Here is a 19,993-nt window from a genome sequence, read left to right as displayed (position 1 = left end):
TTACGACTGCACGTAGTTTGCCGCATTGTGCTTTTTCAGCACGTCGTCGAAGCGGCGGGCAAAGGCATCGTCGGCCAGCTTCTTGCGGCGCTGGATGTCGGCGGTCGCCACCATGTTCTTCTCGTGCATTTCGAGGAGATCGCCAATGTGCTTCTGCGAGGCCGCGCCGATGCCGGCCATGGTTTCCTCGGCGGTGTTGTCGACCTGGCTGCCCAGCGTGTTGATCTTGTGAGCGACGTCCTGCTGGGCGGCGGTCTTCAGCGAATCTTCCAGGGCCTTGTAGAGCACGATGCGCTGCTCGGTATCGATGGTCAGCTTGTTGATCAGCGTCGACTGCGCCGCGATCTGGTTGTTGAGCGAATCGACGAAGGTCTGGAACATCGAGGTGTAGCGCTCCAGCGTCTGGCTTTCGGCCAGCAGTTCCTGCTCCTTGGCCTGCTTCTCGTTGTACTCGGTTGCCAGTTTCGAACGCTCGCCCTCAAGCTCGGTGCGCTCCTTCTGGCTGGTCGAGGCGGCGATCTTGTTCTCGATGTCGAGCAGCATCGGATTGAGCTCCTCGATGCGCTTTTGCACGGTCTCGAGATTCGACATGGTTGCCTTGCGGCGCTCGATCACCTGCGACAGGCTGGCCTCGGAGGTCTTGTAACGCTGGTCGAGGATCTGCTTCTGCGCCTTGAGGATGCCGACGATGGTGTCGGATTTCGCCAGAAGCTCCTGCAGATTGCCGGCCAGCGACATGTTGCGGACGCGGTCGGTGCGCATGCGCTGCTTGCTCTGGTCGGAAAATATGCCGACGAAGCTTTCCCAGCCGGTGTAGTTCTTCATGCTCTCGAATTCGGCGCCGAAGACGTTGGTGGCGTCCTCCAGCCCGATGATCAGGTCGGCGATGTTGCCTTCCATCACCTTCTGCTGCTTCAGCACATCCTCGATGCGGGCATTCTCGAGGTCGAAATTGGCGTCGCCGATCTTCCTGTCGGTCCTGGCGAGCGTGTCGAGCACGGCGCCGGACTGCTCGATCTTGGTGCGCATGTCCTGCACGACCTGATTGGTCTTGGCAATTTCGGCATCGAAATTCTGCAATGTCGCCATAGGAGCCTCCCGCTTCGGCAATTGTTCGTGTCGCGAACGCCGCGAATATATGTATGGCAAGGGGGGAAGGAAAGGCGGAAGATGCCGCGATACCTCAAACAAAACCCGACCCCATCGGCCTGCCTTCCACCGCTGGTGATTGGCGAAAAGCCGAAGCCGCACCCGATCTCCCCCGCAAGGGCCCGCAAGGGGGGAGATCGGCAGCGTCGCCGACGGCGCTGCTCAGGCCTTGGTGAAGCCGATGAAATCGTCGGGCGCGGCGCGGCCCATTTCCTCTTCCCAATGGCGGCGGCAGAGCGAGACATAAACATCCTTGCCGATCGCCACCTGTTCGCCCTGTCTCGCCACCTTGCCGTCCGCGCCGAGGCGCACGACCATCGTCGCCTTGCGGCCGCAGCGGCAGATGGTGCGCACCTCGCGCAGATCGTCTGCTATCGCCAGGAGCGCGCGCGAGCCGGAAAACAGCTTGCCCTGGAAATCCGTGCGCAGGCCGTAGCACATCACCGGGATGTCCAGCCGGTCGGCGATGCGGGCAAGCTGCCACGCCTGCTCCTCTTCGAGGAACTGCGCCTCGTCGACGAAGACGCAATGCACGGTCGTGTGGTCGTGATGCTCGGCGACCCTGGCGAACAGGTCGTCGCCGTCGCGGAACATCTCAGCCTCCGCCTCCAGGCCGATGCGCGACGAGATCAGCCCGGTGTCGCCCTTGCGGTAGTGGCCGGCGACGAACAGCATCGTCATCATGCCGCGCTCGCGGTAATTGTAGGAGGCCTGCAGCAGCATCGTCGTCTTGCCGGCATTCATCGTCGCATAGTGGAAGTACAGCTTGGCCATGCCGCCTCTTTAAGCCGAGTTGTCCCAACGCGGGGAGGGGGCGTCCCGACGTTCCACCGGAAAAGCGCCTGGCCACCGGAAAAGCGGCGAATCTGTCGCTGGTCGGCCAGCCCGCGCCGTTGATCGCGATTGTCTTATCGCTTGAAACCGCACCAGAATGGTGTTTGGCTGACGAAACAAGGCGGAGACAAATCCGCAATTTCGCTTCGCCGACAGATCACAATGGGAGAATACAGATGTCGCGTATGAAACTACTCGCCGCCGGCTTCGGTCTGGCGGCATTTCTTTCGGCGAGCGGTGCACTCGCCGCCGAGCCGGAAAGCTGCAAGCCGGTGCGTTTTGCCGATGTCGGCTGGACCGACATCACCGCCACCACCGCTACCGCCAGCGTCATCCTCGAAGCGCTCGGCTACGAGCCCGACGTGCAGGTGCTGTCGGTTCCGGTCACCTACACCTCGCTGAAGAACAAGGACGTCGACGTCTTCCTTGGCAATTGGATGCCGACCATGGAAGCCGACATAAAACCCTATCTCGAAGACAAGTCGGTCGAGACGGTCGTGACCAACCTGGAAGGCGCGAAATATACGCTCGCCGTTCCACAGCACACCTATGATGCCGGTCTGAAGGATTTCACCGATATCGCCAAATTCAAGGACAAGCTCGACGGCAAGATTTACGGCATCGAAGCCGGCAATGACGGCAACCGCCTGATCCTCGACATGATCGCCGCCGACAAGTTCGGCCTGAAGGATTTCGAGCTTGTCGAAAGCTCCGAAGCCGGCATGCTGTCGGCGGTGCAGAAGGCGGCCGCATCGGGCGAAGACGTGGTCTTCCTCGGCTGGGAGCCGCATCCGATGAACGCCAACATCAAGATGGCCTATCTGTCGGGTGGCGACGAGGTGTTCGGCCCGAATTTCGGCGGCGCGACCGTCGCCACCAATGTCCGGGCCGGCTACACCACCGAATGCCCGAACGTCGGCGCGCTGCTCAAGAACATGGTGTTCTCGCTCAAGATGGAAAACGAGATCATGGGTGCGATCCTCAATGACGGCGCCGACCCGAAAGCCGCGGCCACCGAATGGCTCAAGGCCAATCCGGACGCGATGACGCCATGGCTCGCCGGCGTGACGACCTTCGACGGCGGCGACGCCGCGGCCGCGGTGAAAACCGCACTGGGTTCGTAGCAAACTTACACCTCCCCCGTGTGGGAGGTTCGGCGCGGCACGCGCCGCGGTTGGGATGGTTCGGAACGGAGCATAACCGTGACCATCCCACCCGGCTCGGCTGCGCGGTTCGGCCCACCCCGTCAGGGGAGAGGTGAAGAAGAATGAGGGGACATTTGCCATGGATCCGGTTTCGCAACTGATTTCGAGCTTCAAGATCCCGATCGGGCGGTGGGGCAAGACCTTCTTCGACTTTCTGACCACCAATTTCGAGTGGTTTTTCGACAGTATCGCCGACGGGCTCACCGTCGTTCTCGACGGGCTCGTCGATCTTTTGCTGCTCGTCCCCCCGGTCCTCCTGGTCGCCGCCATAGCCGGGCTTGCCTGGTACCTGCAGAAATCATGGAAGCTGGCGCTTGCCGTCGCGCTCGGCCTGCTCTTCATCGTCAACCAGGATCTCTGGCAGGAAACCGTCGAGACGCTGGTGTTGGTCGTGGGCGCCGCTGCGGCCTCGATGGCCATCGGCGTGCCGATCGGCATCTGGGCGGCGCATAACGAGCGCGGCTACCGCTATCTCCAGCCGGTCCTCGACCTGATGCAGACCATGCCGACCTTCGTCTACCTGATCCCGGTGCTCATTCTCTTCGGCCTCGGCATCGCACCCGGCCTCATCGTCACCGTCATCTTCGCCGCTCCCGCGCCGATCCGCCTGACGCATCTCGGCATCACCTCGGTGCCGAAACCGATGATCGAGGCCGGCGAAGCCTTCGGCGCGACGAAACGCCAGCTGCTGTGGAAAGTCGAGCTGCCGGCGGCGCTGCCGACCATCATGGCGGGCCTGACGCAGTGCATCATGCTCTGCCTCTCCATGGTGGTGATCGCTGCGCTCATCGGCGCCAACGGCCTGGGCAAGCCGGTGGTGCGCGCGCTGAACTCGGTCAACATCCCGCTCGGCCTCGAAGCCGGCCTCGCCATCGTCGTGCTCGCCATCATCCTCGACCGCATCAGCCGCATCGGCACGGGAGCCGCCAAATGAGCGCTGCGGTCGATTTCAAGAATGTCGACATCGTCTTCGGCGCGGCGCGCAAGGAAGCGCTGGCGCTCGTCGACAGGGGCGCAACGCGTCAGGAAATTTTGGAGAAGACCGGCGCCGTGCTCGGCTGCGCCGGTGCCAATTTGACCGTCAACGAGGGCGAGATTTCCGTCCTGATGGGCCTCTCCGGCTCCGGCAAATCGACGCTGCTGCGCGCCGTCAACCTGCTCAACGTGCCGGCGCGCGGCAACGTCATGGTCAAGGACGGCGACCGCATGGTCGATGTCGCAACCTGCGACGCCGCCACGCTGCGCCACATCCGACAGACGCGGGTCGCCATGGTGTTTCAGCAGTTCGGCCTTCTGCCCTGGCGCACCGTCGCGGAAAATGTCGGCTTTGGGCTCGAGCTTTCCGGCGTGCCCGAAGCCGAGCGCAAGGCGCGCGTCGACCGCCAGTTGAAGCTCGTCGGCCTCGACCAGTGGGCGTCGAAATACGCCCACGAGCTTTCCGGCGGCATGCAGCAGCGCGTCGGGCTGGCGCGCGCGTTTGCCACCGAAGCGCCGATCCTGCTGATGGACGAGCCGTTCTCGGCGCTCGACCCGCTGATCCGGACCAAGCTGCAGGACGAATTGCTGCAGCTTCAGGCCGAGCTGAAGAAGACCATCGTCTTCGTCAGCCACGATCTCGAGGAGGCGCTGAAGATCGGCAGCCACATCACCATCATGGAAGGCGGGCGCATCGTGCAGACCGGCGCGCCGGAAGACATCGTGCTGCGCCCCGCCAACGACTATGTCCGCGACTTCATCGCCAATGTGAATCCGCTCTCGGTGCTGACTGCCTGGAACGTGATGCGCGACCGCCGTGATCTCGACCACGGCGAGGACGGCTGGGTGTGGCTCGACCGCCGCAAGACGACGCGTTTCAAGATCGATGAGCACGGGCTGGTGGCGGCGGCCGAGCGCGATGGCAAGCCGGCGTTCTGGGTGTCGTGCGCCGATGTCGAGGCGCAGCCGGAGGAGACGACGCAGGTATTCTGGGCCAATCCCGGCACCTCGCTGAAGACGGTGATGCTGGCCATGCACCGCTCGCAGACCGCACCGGTGGCGCTGTTCGACGACCAGTCGCGCTTCGTCGGCGCCATCGGCATCAGGGATGTGTTGTCGGCGGTGTTGCGGCGGTAGCTATTTCTAAACGAAACGGCCCGTATCGTTTCTTCGCGGTCTCTGCGCGGCTTAGCGGCGGTCCCACATAAGGCATGGACTTGTGAACGGCGGCGCCCCGCCAGGAAGGCGGTTTGCGGGCGGTTCAAAATGGACGATTGCTTTCGTTCATGTCAGGATAAAAGCGAAATTCTTGCGCGCAGTTGCCGGTTCCGATGCCTGAGATCGTCACCAAACCCCGCACCAAGACGAAGCCGAAGATCGAACGGCCGAAGCTCTACAAGGTCATCCTCCTTAATGACGATTTCACGCCGCGCGAGTTCGTGGTGACGGTGCTCAAGGGCGAGTTCAAGCTGAGCGAGGACCTGGCTCGGCGGGTGATGATCACCGCGCACCAGCGCGGCGTCTGCGTCGTCGCCGTCTTCACCAGGGACGTCGCCGAGACCAAGGCGACACGGGCGACCGATGCCGGCAAGGCCAAGGGCTACCCGCTGATGTTCACGACGGAACCGGAGGAGTAGTGCCGGCTTCCCCTCCTCCCCTTGCTGCGGGAGAAGGTGGATTGGCGTGCAGCGCCAAGACGGTTGAGGGTACTGGACGGAGTGCGGTGACTGACAACTGCTCATCGCCGAGGCACGTTCGCAGCGCTGCGTAGGGCGCATCGGTGTAACGTCGAAAGGGCAATGCCCGCCTATACTGTAACCACAGTTGCGCCCATGCCGAATCTCGAAAACCTCAAAAAGCAGGCCAAGCAATATTGCGGTGGCACCGCGAACGGTACTATCCGGTCGCAGCCGAGATCAGGGCTGCGTTGCCACGCTTCCAGCATCTCGATGACAATCAGGTACTGGAAGCAAATTTCAAGCTCAGCGACGCGCAGGAACTGATCGCGCGTCAATCGGGGTTCGAGGGATGGCAGGCGCTCAAGACAGGAGCCCCAGCCATGACAGATCAGAAAAAACAGACCGTACCTGCACCCGTTCTGAGTTCAACCTCAGCGCAGTTGTTCGTCACCGACATCAAAGCGTCGTTCGAATTCTTCACCACCAAGCTCGGCTTCGGAGTCGACTTTGTTTACGGCGACCCGGCATTTTACGGACAGGTGACACGTGACAATGCGCAACTCGCGCTGAGGCTGGTTTGCGAACCTGTGTTCGTTGGCGATATACGGCAACGTGAACACCTGCTCTCCGCCGGGATCACAGTCGATACTGCAGACGAGATTAAACAGCTCTTTCTGAATTTTCAGGCCGCAGGGGTGCCCTTTCACTAAGTCCTCAGGAAAGAACCCTGGGGTGCCAGAAACTTCATTGTTATGGATCCAGACGGAAATCTCATTTTGTTTGCTGGCCCCGGCGACTGAGCCGTCTGCGTCGTCGCCGTCTTCACAAGGGACGTCGCCGAGACCAAGGCGACTCGGGCGACCGATGCCGGCAAGGCCAAGGGCTACCCGCTGATGTTCACGACGGAACCGGAGGAGTAGCGCGCCCGCTTCCCTTCCCCCTGTGGGAGAAGGTGGATTGGCGCGCAGCGCCAAGACGGTTGAGGGGTGCTGGACGGAGTGCCGTCGCTGCCAAGCTGGAACACCCCTCATCCGACCGAGCGGAGCCTGTCCTCGGGCTTGCCGGAGGCAAGACCCGTGGGCTCGGCCACCTTCTCCCACAAGGGGAGAAGGAAAATCGGCGTCGCTACCGCCCCTCGCGGTACCACATCGAGCCCAATGCCAGCAGCAGCAGGCCGAGGCCGAGGAACCCGCCGAACAGCGGCACGCGCGAGACGGCCTTCAGCACACTGTCGTCGGTGGTGCGCAGGCCGATCCAGTCGTTGCCGGCCGCCGCGCCCGTGGAGCGGACCGGGACGACCGACGGCAGCGTCACGCCGCCGGCGAGATTGCCAAGGGTCGACGATTGCGCCAGGCGGCGCACGCTGCCGCCGGTGGCCTCGGCCGGCGCTCTCAGCCGGTTCTCGGTGGAGACGACGTCGGTGAATTCCGGTGCGTTGACCGGGCCGACATGGGCAAGCGCTTTCAGGTCGCCATTGCCGACCTGATAGAGGCCGATCTCGCTGGTCTCGATGCTGCCGAGGAAGACGCCGGGTTCGGCTCTCTCGAGCTTGACGGTCATCGCCTTGCCGGACGGGGTGATGATCTGCGCCGGGCCGGGATCGTCGCTCATCGTCTGGCGGCGGATTTCCAGCATCATGCCGCGGCCGTCGGCAGTCAGCCGCTCCTCCTCGAGTTCGGGCTCCTTCATCAGCCAGTGGGCGATGCGGCGATAGAGCTGGACATGCGGGCCGCCGCCCTCGAAGCCGCGCGCCCACAACCAGCCCTGGTCGGACAAAAACATGCCGACGCGGCCTTCACCCTTGCGGTCGAGCAGCAGCAGCGGACGGTTGTCGGCGCCCTTCATTACCGCCTCGCCCCCGGGGTTCTCGACGCCGATGGTGCGGAACCAGCGGCTCCAGTGCGGCGGCTCGGTGGCGGAGCCGTCAAGCCCGCGCGTCACCGGATGGCGCTGGCCGAGCTCGGTGAGGCGCGGATAAAAGGCCTTTTCGACGACTTCGCCGGTCGGCATCGCCGGCAGCGCCGACATCAAAGGCGTGCGGGCGATGGAACTTTCGCTGGCATATTCGGGTCCTGCCGCGATCAGCAGCGCGCCGCCCTTTTCAACATATTCGGCGATGTAGTCGTAATAGAGGACCGGCAGCACGTCGCGGTGCTGGTAGCGGTCGAAGATGATCAGGTCGAAATCCTTGATCTTCTCGACGAACAGTTCGCGCGTCGGGAAGGCGATCAGCGACAATTCGTTGATCGGCGTGCCGTCCTGCTTTTCCGGCGGCCGCAGAATGGTGAAGTGGACAAGATCGACCGAGGCGTCGGATTTCAGAAGGTTGCGCCAGGTGCGTTCGCCGGCATGCGGTTCGCCGGAGACCAGCAGCACGCGCAAATTCTCGCGGATGCCGTCGATCAGCGCGATGGCGCGGTTGTTGGTGTCGGTGAGTTCGTCGGGCTCGGGATCGATGGCGAGTTCGACGATGTTGCGGCCGGCGCCGGGAATGGTCACCTGCAGCGGCATGGCCTGGCCGATGGTGGCGCGCTCGACCGAGACCTGCTCGCCATTGACCGAGACGCGCACATCGACCGAGCCGGCCTCGTTGTTGGTACCGATGACGCGATAGGTCATTTCGAGCGGCTTGCCGACCAGACCGAAGCGCGGCGCATTCTCGAAGCGGATGCGGCGATCCTTTTCCTGGTCGTTGCCGGTGATTAGCGCGTGCAGCGGGGCGTTGAAGTCGGGCGTTCCGCCTGGGGCGTCATGCACCTCGCCGTCGGTGATCATGATGGCGCCGCCGATGCGCGAAGGCGGCACGTCGCGGAAAGCGCTCTCAAGTGCCCCGAAAAGCCGCGTTTCGGTGCGCTCCTCGGCGGCTTCCGACTTGCCGGCCTCGACGACGCGGACGTCGAACTGCTTGAAGCGGCCGAGGCGCTGCTGAAGCCCGGCCAGCGCCTCGTCGGTCTGCCTGGTGCGCTCGCCAATGTCCTGGCTCTGGCTGCGGTCGACGACGACGGCGACGACGCTTTTCAGCGCCTCGCGCTCTTCGTCGAGCAACACCGGGTTGAGCAGGGCAGCAGTCAGCGCCAGCAGGGCGGCAAAACGGAAGACCGCGCCGCGCTGGCGGAACCACAGGCCGACCAATGCCAGCAGCAACAGCGGCGCCAGCACCAGGCCGAGCAGCGGCCAGGAGATGAGCGGTTCGAAGGCGAGCGACAAGTTCATGGCTTACTGCCCCAGCCGTTCGAGCAGCACCGGCACATGCACCTGATCGGATTTGTAGTTGCCGGTCAGCATGTACATCATGATGTTGACGCCGCCGCGCAGCGCATAAATGCGCTGCATCGGATCCGACGGCACGGTCGGCAAAAGCGGGTCGCCATTCTCGTCGACCGCCCAGGCGCCGGCGAGATCATTGGCGGTGATCATGATCGGCGAGACGCCGTCGCCGGTGCGTACCGGGCGGTTCTCGGTGTTGCTGGCTTCGAGCGACGCCGCGACCCAGAGCGGGCCACCGGCGAAGCGTCCGGGAAACTCAGGCAGGATGTAAAAGGATTTGGTCAGCACATGGTCCGACGGCACCGGCTCCAGCGCCGGCACGTTGAGGTTGCCGAGGATGTCGCGCAGCCGCTCCGTCGCCGGGCTGGCCTGCTCCGCGCCGATGCCGGTGGCGAACTGGTCGCGCGTGTCGAACAGCACCGTGCCGCCCTGCTGCATATAGGCGTCGACGCGGGCGATCGCGGCCTGGCTCGGCATCGGCGCGGCAGGATCGATCGGCCAGTAGATCAGCGGATAGAAGGCAAGCTGGTCCTTCGAGATATCGACGCTGGCCGGCGCCCCCGGCTCAAGCGCGGTCTTCTCGATCAGAAAGCGGGTCAGGCCCTCCAGCCCGGCCTGGCTGATCGAATCGACGCTCCGGTCGCCGGTCTGCACATAGCCGATCCGGGTTTTCGAAATGTCCTCGATCGCCCGCTCATCACCGGGTTTGGCATCGTCGGCGCGGGCGATGTCGGTGTGGCCGACCAGGGCGCCGAGCGTAATCAGCAGGGCGGCGGTGGTTGCGGCGGCCGTGCCGGCGCGGCGCGGCCGGCGCGATAACAGGCCGCCCATCCAGAACACCGCCAGCGTATCAAGGACCATCAGCAGGAGAGCTGCCGCCACCAGCGGGCCCTTCAAATTGTGCGATTCGTCGAAAGCGTACTGGACGGTGGTGACCGGCACGGTGATCTGAGGACGGACCAGCGGCGCCAAGCGGCTTTCGGCATTGAGCAGATTGTGAGCGATGACGCCGGTGTCGGAGCCATACAGGCCGGGCGGATTCTCGAACGTCACCGGCAGCGGGCCGGCACCCGGCACCAGCGGCCGTGCATCCGGCGTCGGCGGCACCAGCGTGCCATCGGCTGATATCATGCGGTAGGGCGCCAGCGAGGCGGCGGCGGCTTCGGCATTGGCGACCGCCGCACCCTGGTTGCGCGACAGTTGCACGATGCGGCGCAGCATCTCGACGAAACTGCCGGAGATCGGCAGGTTCGACCAGGTCGCCTCCGGCGTGACATGGAACAGGACAAGCGTGCCTTTGCCCTTCTTCATCCCGGTCACCAGTGGCGTGCCGTCGGCAAGCGTGGCCCAGCTGCGCTCGACGATATCGGGCGTCGGCTCGGCCAGCACCTGCCTGGTGACGGTGACCTCGGCCGGTGGAGCGAGATCGGCGAAGGGGCCGGTCTTCGGAAAATCGGTGACCGGCTGCGGCGTCGTCCACGACAGCGCGCCGCCGAGCGAGCGCTCGCCGGTGCGCAGCCTGACCGGCAGCAGGTCGTCGTCATTGCCGGCGGCGACCAGCCGCGAGCCGGCGAATCGCACCAGCGTGCCGCCATTGTCGACCCAGTCGACCAGCCTTTGCCGCACCTGCTGCGGAATGGTGCCGACATCGGCCATGACGATCATCGCCGGCTTCTGGTCGAGGAGCTGCGGGATGGCGTCGGCAAGGTCGGCGCTCGACGGCTCGGCCAGATCGGCGAAGGGCTGCAGCGCGCGGCGGATGTAGTACAGCGGCGACAGAAGCGGCTGCGCCTGGTCGGCTTCGGCCTGCGACAGCAGTCCGACGCGGCGGCGCTTGGAACTCTCGTCGAGCACGCGAACGGCGCCGGCCTGCCGCTGACCGTCGAGCGTGATCGAGGCGAAGTCGTTGCGCAGCTCGAAAGGCACCGCCATCGTGCCGGTGGCGGTGGATTCGCCCGGCGAGAAGGTCAGCGTGGCGTCGGCGATGCGGCGGCCCTTGTCGTCGAAGGCGCCGGCGGTCACCTGAGCCGGCGCCGGATCGCCCGGCGCGCGGATGGCGGTCAGCTCGAAGCCGTCCACCTGGTTGTCGGCGCCGGTCAGGCCGATCAGGCCAGGCCGGTCGGAGGCGGCCCAGACGACACGGGCGGCGTTCTTCGACAGAAGCGTGTTGAAGGCGGCCTCGTCGCCTTCCGCCGCCAGACCATCGGCGAGCACGGCGACGCTGGCGCCCGGCAAGCTCTCCAGGGTTGTCGCGACGCGGGCATAGACGGCCGGGCGGTCGGTCGGGATCGGCCGCGGCTTTGCCGCGCGCAGCCGGTCGAGCGCGGTGGCGGCGTCGAACGGGCCGATCTCGGCATTCGGTTTTTCGGCGGTGAAGGCGATGATGACAGGCACGTCGTTGGAGCTGGCATCGGCGATCAGCCGTTCGGCAGTGGCGACGCGCTGGCCCCAGTCGGCGGCACTTGCCCAGTCATTGTCGATGACCAGCGCAAGCGCGGTGCCCTCGGCCGGCAGTCTTTCACGCGGGTTGAACACAGGTTCGGCCAGCGCCGCAACGATAAGGGCCGCCATCAGCAGCCTGAGCAGCGTCAGCCACCACGGGCTCTGTTGCGGCGTCTCCTCGCGCTTCAGCACGCGGGCCAGGATCTTCAGCGGCGGGAAGACCTCGGTCTGCGGCTTGGGCGGGGTGAACCGCAAAAGCCACCAGATCACCGGCAGGGCCAGAAGGCCCCACAGCACCATCGGCGCCCCGAAGGAGAGTGGCAGCCAGCTCATGCGCGGATCCTCCCGGCTGAGCTGCCATCGACGGTCATCGCCATGTGGACACGCACCAGCGCATCGGAGGCGAGGCGGTCGGTGTGGTTGACGGTAAAGCTCCAGCCGAGGCGCTTGCACCAGTCGGTCAGTTCCTGGCGGCGGGCGATGTAAAGCAGTCGGTAGTCGTCGCCCAGCGTTTCGGCGCGGCCCGCGGTCAGCTTGTCGCCGGTCTCGGGATCGGTGAATTCGGTGCGGCCGGCATAGGGGAATCTCTCCTCGGCCGGGTCGGCGACCTCGATCAGATGGGCACGCACGCCGTGGCGGGCGAGCACGTCAAGCCAGGCGATTGTGTCCTCGACCGGATCGAGGAAGTCGCTGACGACGACGATGTCGCAGAAGCGGCGGATGGCGGACAGGTCGGGCTTTGCCGGCAATTCGCCGGCATGGCTGAGTTGTGCTGCGATCCGCTCGGCGCCGTTGCGGGCGGTGAACGGATCGGTCAGCCCGGGCCAGGCGATACGCTCGCCGCTGCGCGACAGAAGCTCGGCCATGGCCAGCGCCAGCACCAGCGCGCGGGACTCCTTCGAGACGGTGGCGCCGGTCGATTTGTAGAGCATGGAAGGCGAGGGATCTGCCCACAGCCACACCGTATGGGCGGCCTCCCATTCGCGGTCTCGCACATAGATGTGGTCGTCGCGGGCCGAGCGGCGCCAGTCGATACGCGAGGAGTCGCCCTCGACATAGGGCCGGAACTGCCAGAAATTCTCGCCGATGCCGCGCTTGCGGCGGCCGTGCCAGCCGGCGATCACCGTGTTGACGATGCGACGCGCCTCGACCAGCAGGTCCGGCACCAGCGATGCCCGCAACCGGCCGCGGGCGAGCGCATCACGCGTCGCCGCCGGTGCCTGGGCCTCGCCTATACGCGCCATCAGATGCCTTTTGCCAGTTTCGCCACCACGTCGCGCACGGTCGTGCCCTCGGCACGGGCGGCAAAGGTCAGCGCCATGCGGTGCTGCAGCACCGGCTCGGCCAGCGCTCTGATGTCGTCGATCGACGGCGCCAGCCGTCCGTCATAAAGGGCGCGGGCGCGGGCGCACAGTGTCAGCGACTGGCTGGCGCGCGGGCCCGGGCCCCAGGCGACGTGCTTGTCGGTCTCGGCATTGCCCTGGCCGGGACGCGCCGAGCGCACCAACTGGAGGATCGCCTCGACGACGCTTTCCGGCACCGGCATGCGGCGAATGAGGGTCTGGATCTCCTTCAGCCGCGCCGGCTGCAGCACGTTCTGCGCCTTGGCGTCCTCAATGCCGGTGGTCTCCAGGAGGATGCGGCGCTCCGCCTCGATTTCCGGATAGAGGATGTCGACCTGCATCAGGAAACGGTCAAGCTGCGCCTCGGGCAGCGGATAGGTGCCCTCCTGCTCCAGCGGGTTCTGCGTCGCCAGCACGTGGAAGGGCGCCGGCAGGTCATGGCGGACACCGGCAATGGTGACGTGGTATTCCTGCATCGCCTGCAGCAGCGCCGACTGGGTGCGCGGCGAGGCGCGGTTGATCTCGTCGGCCATCAGCAGTTGCGCGAAGATCGGCCCGGAGATGAAGCGGAACGAGCGCTTGCCGAATTCGTCCTGCTCCATCACCTCGGAGCCGAGAATATCGGACGGCATCAGGTCGGGCGTGAACTGGATGCGGCGGGAATCGAGGCCGAGCACGATGCCCAGCGTCTCGACCAGCTTGGTCTTGGCGAGGCCGGGCACGCCGACCAGCAGCGCATGGCCGCCTGCGAGCAGCGCCACCAGCGTGCGTTCGACGACGCTTTCCTGGCCGAAGATGACGCGGCCGACGCCCTCGCGAACCCTGGAAATGTCGGCCAGCGCCGTCTCGGCCAGGGCGATCATGTCCTCTTCGCTGATCGGGCTTTCCTTGATCATCACGCTCATGCAGCATCGATCCTTCTCGTTGGAAATACCGGCTTGCAGCTTCGACGCCACAGAGTGCCGCGATTCGGCCTCGCGTGGCGCCTGTCTTTGAACTTAAATCACTGACTTAGGCTGACAAGCGGAACAACAGTGACTATTTCGTGACCATGACAGAACGCGCCGAAGATCGTGAAGGAAGTTTGACGACCGCGACCGCGGCGCTCGGACTGGAGGCGCTGATCTCGCGTGCCGCCCGCGCGGGCAACGGGCCGGCGCCGGTGGATCGTTGGAATCCGGCCTTTTGCGGCGATCTCGACATGGAGATCCGGCAGGACGGCACCTGGTTCTACCAGGGCACGCCGATCGGCCGCATGCCGCTGGTGCAGCTGTTTTCCTCCGTGCTGCGCAAGGACGAAGACGGCAGGACCTATCTGGTGACGCCGGTGGAAAGGGTCGGCATCGGCGTCGTCGACGCGCCCTTCATCGCCGTCGAGATGGATGTTTGCGGCACCGGCGATGGCCAGGTCATCACCTTTCGTACCAATGTCGGCGATGTGGTCGAGGCCGGGCCGGAGCATCCGCTGCGCTTTGTCGACGAGGAGGCAACCGGCGGCCTGAAACCCTATGTGCTGGTGCGCGGACGGCTGGAGGCGCTGCTGGCGCGGCCGGTCATGTATGAATTGGTCGAGCATGGCGAGGAGATCGAGGTCGGCGGCCGAAGGATGTTTGCCGTCCGCTCGAAGGGTGCGGTCTATCCGATCATGCCGGCGGAAAAACTGCAGCGGCTGAGCGCATGAGAGGGCGACGCCAAATGGACCGGGGCCAAATGGACCGGGGCCAAATGAACCGGGGCATGATGGACCAGGTGACGCGATGAACCAGGTGACACTATGGACCAAGTGACGCCGGCGCCGTTTTCGGCCGCGGATTTTCGCGCCCGCGTCGCGGCGCAGCCGCTGGCGCATGCCGCCGACGATTATGGCGACCATCGCTTCAACCCGGGACATCCGCGTTTGAAGCTCGCAAAGGCGCTGCGCGATGCCGCCGTGCTGATCCCGGTGGTCGATCATGGACGCGATGCAACGGTTCTGCTGACCAAGCGGGCGGAAAAGCTGCGCAGCCATTCGGGGCAGGTGGCCTTTCCCGGAGGCACGATCGATCCTACCGATCCGAGCCCGGAGGCGGCGGCATTGCGCGAGACATTCGAGGAGATCGGGCTTGGCCAGGATCGGGTCGAGATCATTGGCCGCATGCCCGATTACGTCTCCGGCAGCGGCTACCGGATCGCCCCGGTGCTGGGAATAGTGCGGCCGGACTTTTCACTGACGCTGAATTCCGAGGAGGTCGACGCCGCCTTCGAAGTGCCGCTGCGCTTTCTGATGGACCCGGCCAACCACGGCCGCGACAGCCGCATGTGGAACGATCTCGAATGGGTCTTCTACGAAATGCCCTATGACGGACAGCGCATCTGGGGCGTCACCGCGGGCATCATCCGCACGCTCTATGAAAGGCTCTATACGTGAGCGGCCGGGTGTCGCTCGCGGGCAAAGCCGACTGGCTCGGGGAACGGCATTTGCAGCGCCTGCTGGCGGCTTTGGCGGATGGCGGCGAGGAGGCGCGCGTCGCCGGCGGTGCGGTGCGCAATGCGCTCATCGGCCAGCCGGTTGCCGACGTCGATATCGCCACCACAACCGTGCCTGACGAGACCATCCGCCGCGCCGAGGCGGCGGGTTTCAAGGCGGTGCCGACCGGCATCGAGCACGGCACCATCACGATTGTCGCCGGCGGCAAGCCATTCGAGGTGACCACGCTGCGCGCCGACATCGAGACCGACGGACGGCGGGCAAAAGTGTTGTTCGGGCGCGACTGGAAGGCCGATGCGGAACGACGCGATTTCACCATCAACGCGCTCTATGCCGAGGCCGACGGCACGATCGTCGACCTGGTCGGCGGCATTGCCGATATCGAGGCGCGCCGGCTGCGCTTCATCGGCGATCCGGAGGCGCGCATCCGCGAGGATTATCTGCGCATCCTACGCTTTTTCCGCTTCTTCGCCTGGTATGGCGACGGCCGGCCGGATGCCGAAGGGCTGAAGGCTTGCGCCCGGCTCAAGGAGGGGCTTGGCCAACTCTCGGTCGAGCGCGTCTGGTCCGAACTGAAGAAGCTGCTGTCGGCCCCCGATCCATCGCGCGCCCTGCTGTGGATGCGCCAGGCGGGCGTGCTCACCAGCGTTCTGCCGGAGAGCGAGAAATGGGGCATCGATGCGATCCATGCGCTGACCAGGGCGGAGAAGGATCTCGGCTGGACGCTGGACCCGCTGCTCAGGCTTGAAGCGATCGTGCCGCCGGACGCAGCGCGGATGAAGACGCTCGCGGAGCGGTTGAGGTCCTCCGTCAGCGACGCCGGTCGCCTCAGGCAGTGGGCGCTGACAGCGCCCGTCGGGCCGAAGACGACCGAAGCGGAACTCGCAAAACGGCTCTATCGCGGCGATCGTCAGGGCCTTGTCGATCGCTTGCGGCTGTCGCTCGCTTCCGCTCGAGCCCGTGCCGTCGAGGACAACGACGCGCTGCTCGAAGCTGGCGGCTTTTCGCGGCTGCTGGCCTTTGCCGGAAAATGGAAAAAGCCCGACTTTCCGCTCAAGGGCGCCGATCTGACGAGGCTTGGCGCGTCGCCCGGGCCGAAACTCGGCGCAACCCTGAAGAACCTCGAAAACGAGTGGATCGAGTCCGGCTTTGCGCTGGATCGCGGCGCACTTCTCAAGCGCGCCGCAGAAGCACTCGAAAATTAGGCAAATCAGGCCGCGTCGCGAGCCTTTTCGATGCGCGAACGGATCGCTTCGATCATCGTCTCGCGAATGATCGTCTCGCCATGCGTCTCACGCATATGCTCGACGGCACGACGCATGATCTCGGCTTCCTCGTCGGCGCGCGTATGCCAGTCACAACCCGGAACGAGCGAGCCGCAGTGGAATTCCTTCATCGGATTTCTCCCTTTCCTCCTCGGAGTGCCGCATCTGCTCTGACACGGAAGCTCCAGCACCTTTGATCGACGCATGATCTCTGTCGGAAACCGGTTCGGTTTTCGGGTCATGCGCTGGCCGAACCAGCATAACACGATCGGATGGTTTTGGTTGCTGCAGAGACCGAAAAAGGCGGAGCATCGCTGCTCCGCCCTCTTGACGCTACCCCGGAGGCAAGACCTCGTCTTGCTCCAGCGGGCAGGCCATCACTTCACAATCCTGACTGCCTCGGCAATTTTGTGCTTGCCGCTCATGTCCCACGAAACGCGGACCTTTTCGCCAGCCTTCAGGCCAGGATTCTTGAAGGCCTTGGGCAGCGTAAAGGTAGATCCGTTATCCAGAACAAGGCTCATGGCCGTTCCATCGTAAGTCTTGATCGTGCCCGTGGTGTGCTTGACCGCTGCGAAGGCAGCGCCACCAGAGGCAAGAACGGCGGCAGCCGCAACCGACATAATAAGCTTGCGCATGGCATGCTCTCCTGGAAATGAAGGCACCATTTTTCGGAGGTGCCCCACTCAATCATGGGCCGTCCGGTCGCGTCGGGTCGCGGTTCCAGGGAGGCGAGAACCGCCGGCGTTTCCCGGCCCGTAACGAAAAATAGTCTTGCTTTTTCAAATGGATATTAGACGAAAAAGATATTCTGCGCGCCACATTCGCCGCCAGAATCCTGCGATTTGGACCCGATTGCGACTCACGTCCAACTCACCGAGATTTTACGGCCATTTCACCTCTGGCGGCAGGCTGGACAGGATCGCGGCAACGTTGCCGCCGGTCTTCAGCCCGAAGATGGTGCCGCGATCGTGAAGCAAGTTGAATTCGACATAGCGGCCGCGGCGAATGAGCTGTTCTTCGCGGTCGCCGTCGGTCCAGTTGTCGTTGAAATTGGCCCGCACCAGATGCCCGTAGACGACGAGAAAAGTGCGCCCGACATCCTGGACGAAGTTGAAATCGGCGTTCCAGCCGCCTCTGTCCTCGTCCGAATGCAGCCAGTCGAAGAAGATGCCGCCGGTGCCGCGCGGTTCGTTGCGGTGCGGCAGATAGAAATACTCGTCGCACCAGGCCTTGAATTTCGCGTGGTCGGCGACGCCAGCGTGCTTCTCGCAGGCAAATTGCATGGCGCGGTGGAAGGCGACCGTGTCCGGGTCCCCCTGGCTGCGGCGACGGTCGAGCACCGGCGTCAGGTCGGCGCCGCCGCCGAACCATTGGCGCGAGGTGACGACCATGCGCGTGTTCATGTGCACCGCCGGCACGTTGGGGTTCCACGGATGGGCGATCAGCGAAATGCCGCTCGCCCAAAAGCGCGGGTCTTCCTCGGCGCCCGGCATCTGCTTCCTGAACTCCGGCGAGAACTCGCCATAGACCGTCGAGGTGTGGACGCCGACCTTCTCGAAGACACGGCCGCGCATCATCGACATGGTGCCGCCGCCGCCCTTGCCGGCGTCGCGCTGCCACGGCGTCTTTTCGAAGCGGCCGGGCGACCATGAGGCCTGCGGCCCCTGCAGGTCCTGCTCGATCTGCTCGAAGGCGGCGCAGATGCGCTCGCGCAGCGTCTCGAACCACAGCCGCGCCTTCATCTTCTTCTGTTCGATGTCGGCCGGCAGCCCCGCCGGTATTTCGGGTCGTTGCAAATGCTGTCTCCTGTTGTCGGGCGTACCCCGACAAATGACTCGTCTTTTCCGGCCGCGATCCCTAATCTCTTAGGTGCAAGGGTCAAGTGTGAATGGAGTTCTTTCGTGCGCACTCCGGCAAGACCGCCGCTGGATGGCCTGAAGAAGAGGCTCGACCGTTCGCGCGCCGAGCGCGAGCGCACGCCGCGCGACGGGTTTTTGCGCGAGACCTTCGTCCTGCCGCGCTCCGATGCGCGGCTCAAGGCGAAGGAGTGGTTCGAGCGCTTTCCCAAGCAGGCCTACTGGACCGAGATCGAAAGCTGGTTCGAGCGGCCGGGCGACGTCATCGAATTCACCATCAGGCGATTGCCGGCGGCGGATTAGCGAGCGACCAACAACCGCCTTGCGCCCGGGCCTTGGGCGCTCAGCCGGTCTTCCTTGTTGCGCAGCGGGCACTTGTCGATCGACATGCAGCCGCAGCCGATGCAGTCGGTCAGCCCGTCGCGCAGCTTCTTCAACTGGGCAATCTTGCGATCGAGCTGGTCGCGCCAGGCGGTTGAAAGCACATTCCAGTCCCCGCGCGTCGGCGTGCGGCCTTCAGGCAGCGATGCCAATGCCTCGCCGATCTCGGCCAGCGAGATGCCGACCTCCTGTGCCACCTTGATGATCGCCACCCGCCGCAGCACGTCGCGGCCGTAGCGCCGCTGGTTGCCTGATGTGCGGTGGCTGCGGATCAATCCGCGCGCCTCGTAGAAATGCAGCGCCGACACTGCCACCCCGCTGCGCGTGGCCACTTGGCCGACCGTCAATTCCGTCACCGCAGCCATTTGAATTTTCCGCTTGACCTCAAGTTTAGTTGAGCTTGTAACGAAGAAACCCTTGATATGCAAACCGCAGGAGAAGGCGATGTGCGCCTGGGTACGAGTGACAAGCGAGGGTCCGGTCATTGTTCAGGAAGCAACCGGGGGCCAGGAAGCAGCCGGGGGCCAGAAAGCGGCCGGGTTGGCTGCGCCCACTGAAGATCTGCAAATCCTATCCGAGCTGCCGGATCGCCTCGCCGGCCACCATGGCGACGGAAAGCGCGACGTTGATGCTGCGCGCGCCCGGCTGCATCGGGATGATCAGTCGCGCATCCGCCGCTTCGTGGACAGGGTCAGGCACGCCTGCGGATTCGCGGCCGAACAGAAGAATGTCGGCATCGGCGAAGGCGAAATCGGTGTAGGCGGTCGCGGCTCTGGTCGACAGCAGCACCAGCCGCCGCGCTTCGCCTCTGCGCCAGTTCTCGAAGGCTTGCCAGTCGACATGCCGGGTCAGCGCCGCCATTTCGAGATAATCCATGCCGGCCCGTTTCAGCGCCCGGTCGGAGAGCGGGAAGCCGGCCGGTTCGATGATGTCGACGCCGAGACCAAGGCAAGCCGCGAAGCGCAGGATCGTCCCGGTGTTGCCGGCGATATCCGGCTGGTAGAGCGCGATGCGGAGACGGTTGTTCATTTCCGCATCCTTCTAATAAGTGGCAGATCGGCCACAACAGGTTCGCGGTTTTGGAAATTTCTGGACCGGCGGGTGGTCATTTTCTGCGAAGTCGGTTA

The 19,993-nt window shown here is 64.7% G+C and carries 19 protein-coding genes and 2 pseudogenes; 10 read left to right on the top strand and 11 right to left on the bottom strand.

The genetic code is table 11. The features are described 5' to 3' along the window. Both AC0L3O_RS13470 and AC0L3O_RS13465 read right to left on the bottom strand, forming a co-directional pair. Positions 1-1,089: a hypothetical protein gene (locus tag AC0L3O_RS13470; RefSeq protein WP_023799959.1), complete on the bottom strand. Its 1,089-nt coding sequence runs from the start codon at positions 1,087-1,089 to the stop codon at positions 1-3. 222 nt (positions 1,090-1,311) lie between these two features. Next, complete coding sequence (locus AC0L3O_RS13465) at positions 1,312-1,923, bottom strand: thymidine kinase (protein WP_128169406.1); 612 nt, start codon at positions 1,921-1,923, stop codon at positions 1,312-1,314. Between the two features lie 236 nt (positions 1,924-2,159). Here AC0L3O_RS13465 and AC0L3O_RS13460 point away from each other — a divergent pair, with 236 nt between their 5' ends. The 6 genes and pseudogenes from AC0L3O_RS13460 to clpS (AC0L3O_RS13435) form a co-directional block, all read left to right on the top strand. Further along, positions 2,160-3,107: a choline ABC transporter substrate-binding protein gene (locus tag AC0L3O_RS13460; protein ID WP_473615786.1), complete on the top strand. Its 948-nt coding sequence runs from the start codon at positions 2,160-2,162 to the stop codon at positions 3,105-3,107. Positions 3,108-3,267: 160 nt separating this feature from the next. Next, complete coding sequence (gene choW / locus AC0L3O_RS13455) at positions 3,268-4,122, top strand: choline ABC transporter permease subunit (protein WP_023799956.1); 855 nt, start codon at positions 3,268-3,270, stop codon at positions 4,120-4,122. Further along, positions 4,119-5,300, top strand: a complete 1,182-nt coding sequence (choV, locus tag AC0L3O_RS13450) for a choline ABC transporter ATP-binding protein (RefSeq protein ID WP_023799955.1) — start codon at positions 4,119-4,121, stop codon at positions 5,298-5,300. The genes choW and choV overlap by 4 nt, the downstream gene beginning before the upstream one ends. Before the next feature lie 194 nt (positions 5,301-5,494). Continuing rightward, positions 5,495-5,800, top strand: a complete 306-nt coding sequence (clpS, locus tag AC0L3O_RS13445; RefSeq protein ID WP_473535091.1) for an ATP-dependent Clp protease adapter ClpS — start codon at positions 5,495-5,497, stop codon at positions 5,798-5,800. A gap of 195 nt (positions 5,801-5,995) precedes the next feature. After that, a pseudogene (locus AC0L3O_RS13440) lies at positions 5,996-6,642 on the top strand (VOC family protein). Between the two features lie 3 nt (positions 6,643-6,645). Continuing rightward, positions 6,646-6,762 (top strand): annotated as a pseudogene (clpS, locus tag AC0L3O_RS13435) (ATP-dependent Clp protease adaptor ClpS); the annotation flags it as partial. A 205-nt stretch (positions 6,763-6,967) separates the two neighbouring features. On the opposite strand, the gene AC0L3O_RS13430 reads toward clpS (AC0L3O_RS13435), so the two are convergent. From AC0L3O_RS13430 to AC0L3O_RS13415, 4 genes are read right to left on the bottom strand one after another with little or no spacing between them, the layout of a single operon-like run. Further along, a complete protein-coding gene (locus AC0L3O_RS13430; protein WP_473615785.1) occupies positions 6,968-9,055 on the bottom strand; it encodes a hypothetical protein in 2,088 nt (695 codons plus the stop codon). A gap of 3 nt (positions 9,056-9,058) precedes the next feature. Further along, positions 9,059-11,884 (bottom strand): DUF4159 domain-containing protein, encoded by a 2,826-nt coding sequence (locus AC0L3O_RS13425; protein ID WP_128169701.1) that lies wholly within the window; start codon positions 11,882-11,884, stop codon positions 9,059-9,061. Next, positions 11,881-12,795: a DUF58 domain-containing protein gene (locus tag AC0L3O_RS13420; RefSeq protein WP_473615783.1), complete on the bottom strand. Its 915-nt coding sequence runs from the start codon at positions 12,793-12,795 to the stop codon at positions 11,881-11,883. Before AC0L3O_RS13420 ends, AC0L3O_RS13425 begins: the two co-directional genes overlap by 4 nt. Beyond that, on the bottom strand, positions 12,795-13,799 hold the full coding sequence (locus AC0L3O_RS13415) for an AAA family ATPase (RefSeq protein ID WP_023799949.1): 1,005 nt from the start codon (positions 13,797-13,799) through the stop codon (positions 12,795-12,797). Before AC0L3O_RS13415 ends, AC0L3O_RS13420 begins: the two co-directional genes overlap by 1 nt. Positions 13,800-13,945: 146 nt before the next feature. On the opposite strand from AC0L3O_RS13415, the gene AC0L3O_RS13410 reads away from it, so the two are divergent. From AC0L3O_RS13410 to AC0L3O_RS13400, 3 genes are all read left to right on the top strand, one after another. After that, positions 13,946-14,575 (top strand): DUF1285 domain-containing protein, encoded by a 630-nt coding sequence (locus AC0L3O_RS13410; RefSeq protein WP_473615850.1) that lies wholly within the window; start codon positions 13,946-13,948, stop codon positions 14,573-14,575. 93 nt (positions 14,576-14,668) lie between these two features. After that, positions 14,669-15,301 (top strand): CoA pyrophosphatase, encoded by a 633-nt coding sequence (locus AC0L3O_RS13405; RefSeq protein ID WP_128169702.1) that lies wholly within the window; start codon positions 14,669-14,671, stop codon positions 15,299-15,301. Next, positions 15,298-16,566, top strand: coding sequence for a CCA tRNA nucleotidyltransferase (locus AC0L3O_RS13400; protein WP_023799946.1), 1,269 nt, complete (start codon positions 15,298-15,300; stop codon positions 16,564-16,566). Before AC0L3O_RS13405 ends, AC0L3O_RS13400 begins: the two co-directional genes overlap by 4 nt. A gap of 5 nt (positions 16,567-16,571) precedes the next feature. Here the strand turns inward: AC0L3O_RS13400 and AC0L3O_RS13395 are convergent, their stop codons facing one another. The 3 genes from AC0L3O_RS13395 to hemF all read right to left on the bottom strand — a co-directional run bounded on the left by AC0L3O_RS13395 (position 16,572) and on the right by hemF (position 18,425). Beyond that, entirely contained in the window at positions 16,572-16,757 is a 186-nt protein-coding gene (locus tag AC0L3O_RS13395) for a DUF1059 domain-containing protein (RefSeq protein WP_023799945.1), read from the bottom strand. Positions 16,758-17,003: 246 nt separating this feature from the next. Next, a complete protein-coding gene (locus tag AC0L3O_RS13390) occupies positions 17,004-17,264 on the bottom strand; it encodes a DUF1344 domain-containing protein (RefSeq protein ID WP_023799944.1) in 261 nt (86 codons plus the stop codon). 246 nt (positions 17,265-17,510) lie between these two features. Continuing rightward, complete coding sequence (gene hemF, locus AC0L3O_RS13385) at positions 17,511-18,425, bottom strand: oxygen-dependent coproporphyrinogen oxidase (RefSeq protein ID WP_128174433.1); 915 nt, start codon at positions 18,423-18,425, stop codon at positions 17,511-17,513. A gap of 105 nt (positions 18,426-18,530) precedes the next feature. Between hemF and AC0L3O_RS13380 the strand changes: the two genes are divergently transcribed. Continuing rightward, positions 18,531-18,788 (top strand): hypothetical protein, encoded by a 258-nt coding sequence (locus AC0L3O_RS13380; RefSeq protein ID WP_473615782.1) that lies wholly within the window; start codon positions 18,531-18,533, stop codon positions 18,786-18,788. On the opposite strand, the gene soxR is transcribed toward AC0L3O_RS13380, so the two are convergent. Next, positions 18,785-19,231 (bottom strand): redox-sensitive transcriptional activator SoxR, encoded by a 447-nt coding sequence (soxR, locus tag AC0L3O_RS13375; RefSeq protein ID WP_023799942.1) that lies wholly within the window; start codon positions 19,229-19,231, stop codon positions 18,785-18,787. The genes AC0L3O_RS13380 and soxR overlap by 4 nt on opposite strands. A 205-nt stretch (positions 19,232-19,436) precedes the next feature. Then, the gene (locus AC0L3O_RS13370) at positions 19,437-19,895 is read right to left on the bottom strand and encodes a tRNA (cytidine(34)-2'-O)-methyltransferase (protein ID WP_128169704.1); all 459 of its coding nucleotides are present in this window, start codon (positions 19,893-19,895) and stop codon (positions 19,437-19,439) included. Between the last annotated feature and the right edge of the window lie 98 nt (positions 19,896-19,993).

This window comes from Mesorhizobium sp. WSM4810 (genome assembly GCF_055811235.1).
Note: the sequence above shows the minus strand (reverse complement) of the source record. Positions and strands in the feature narration are given on the sequence as shown.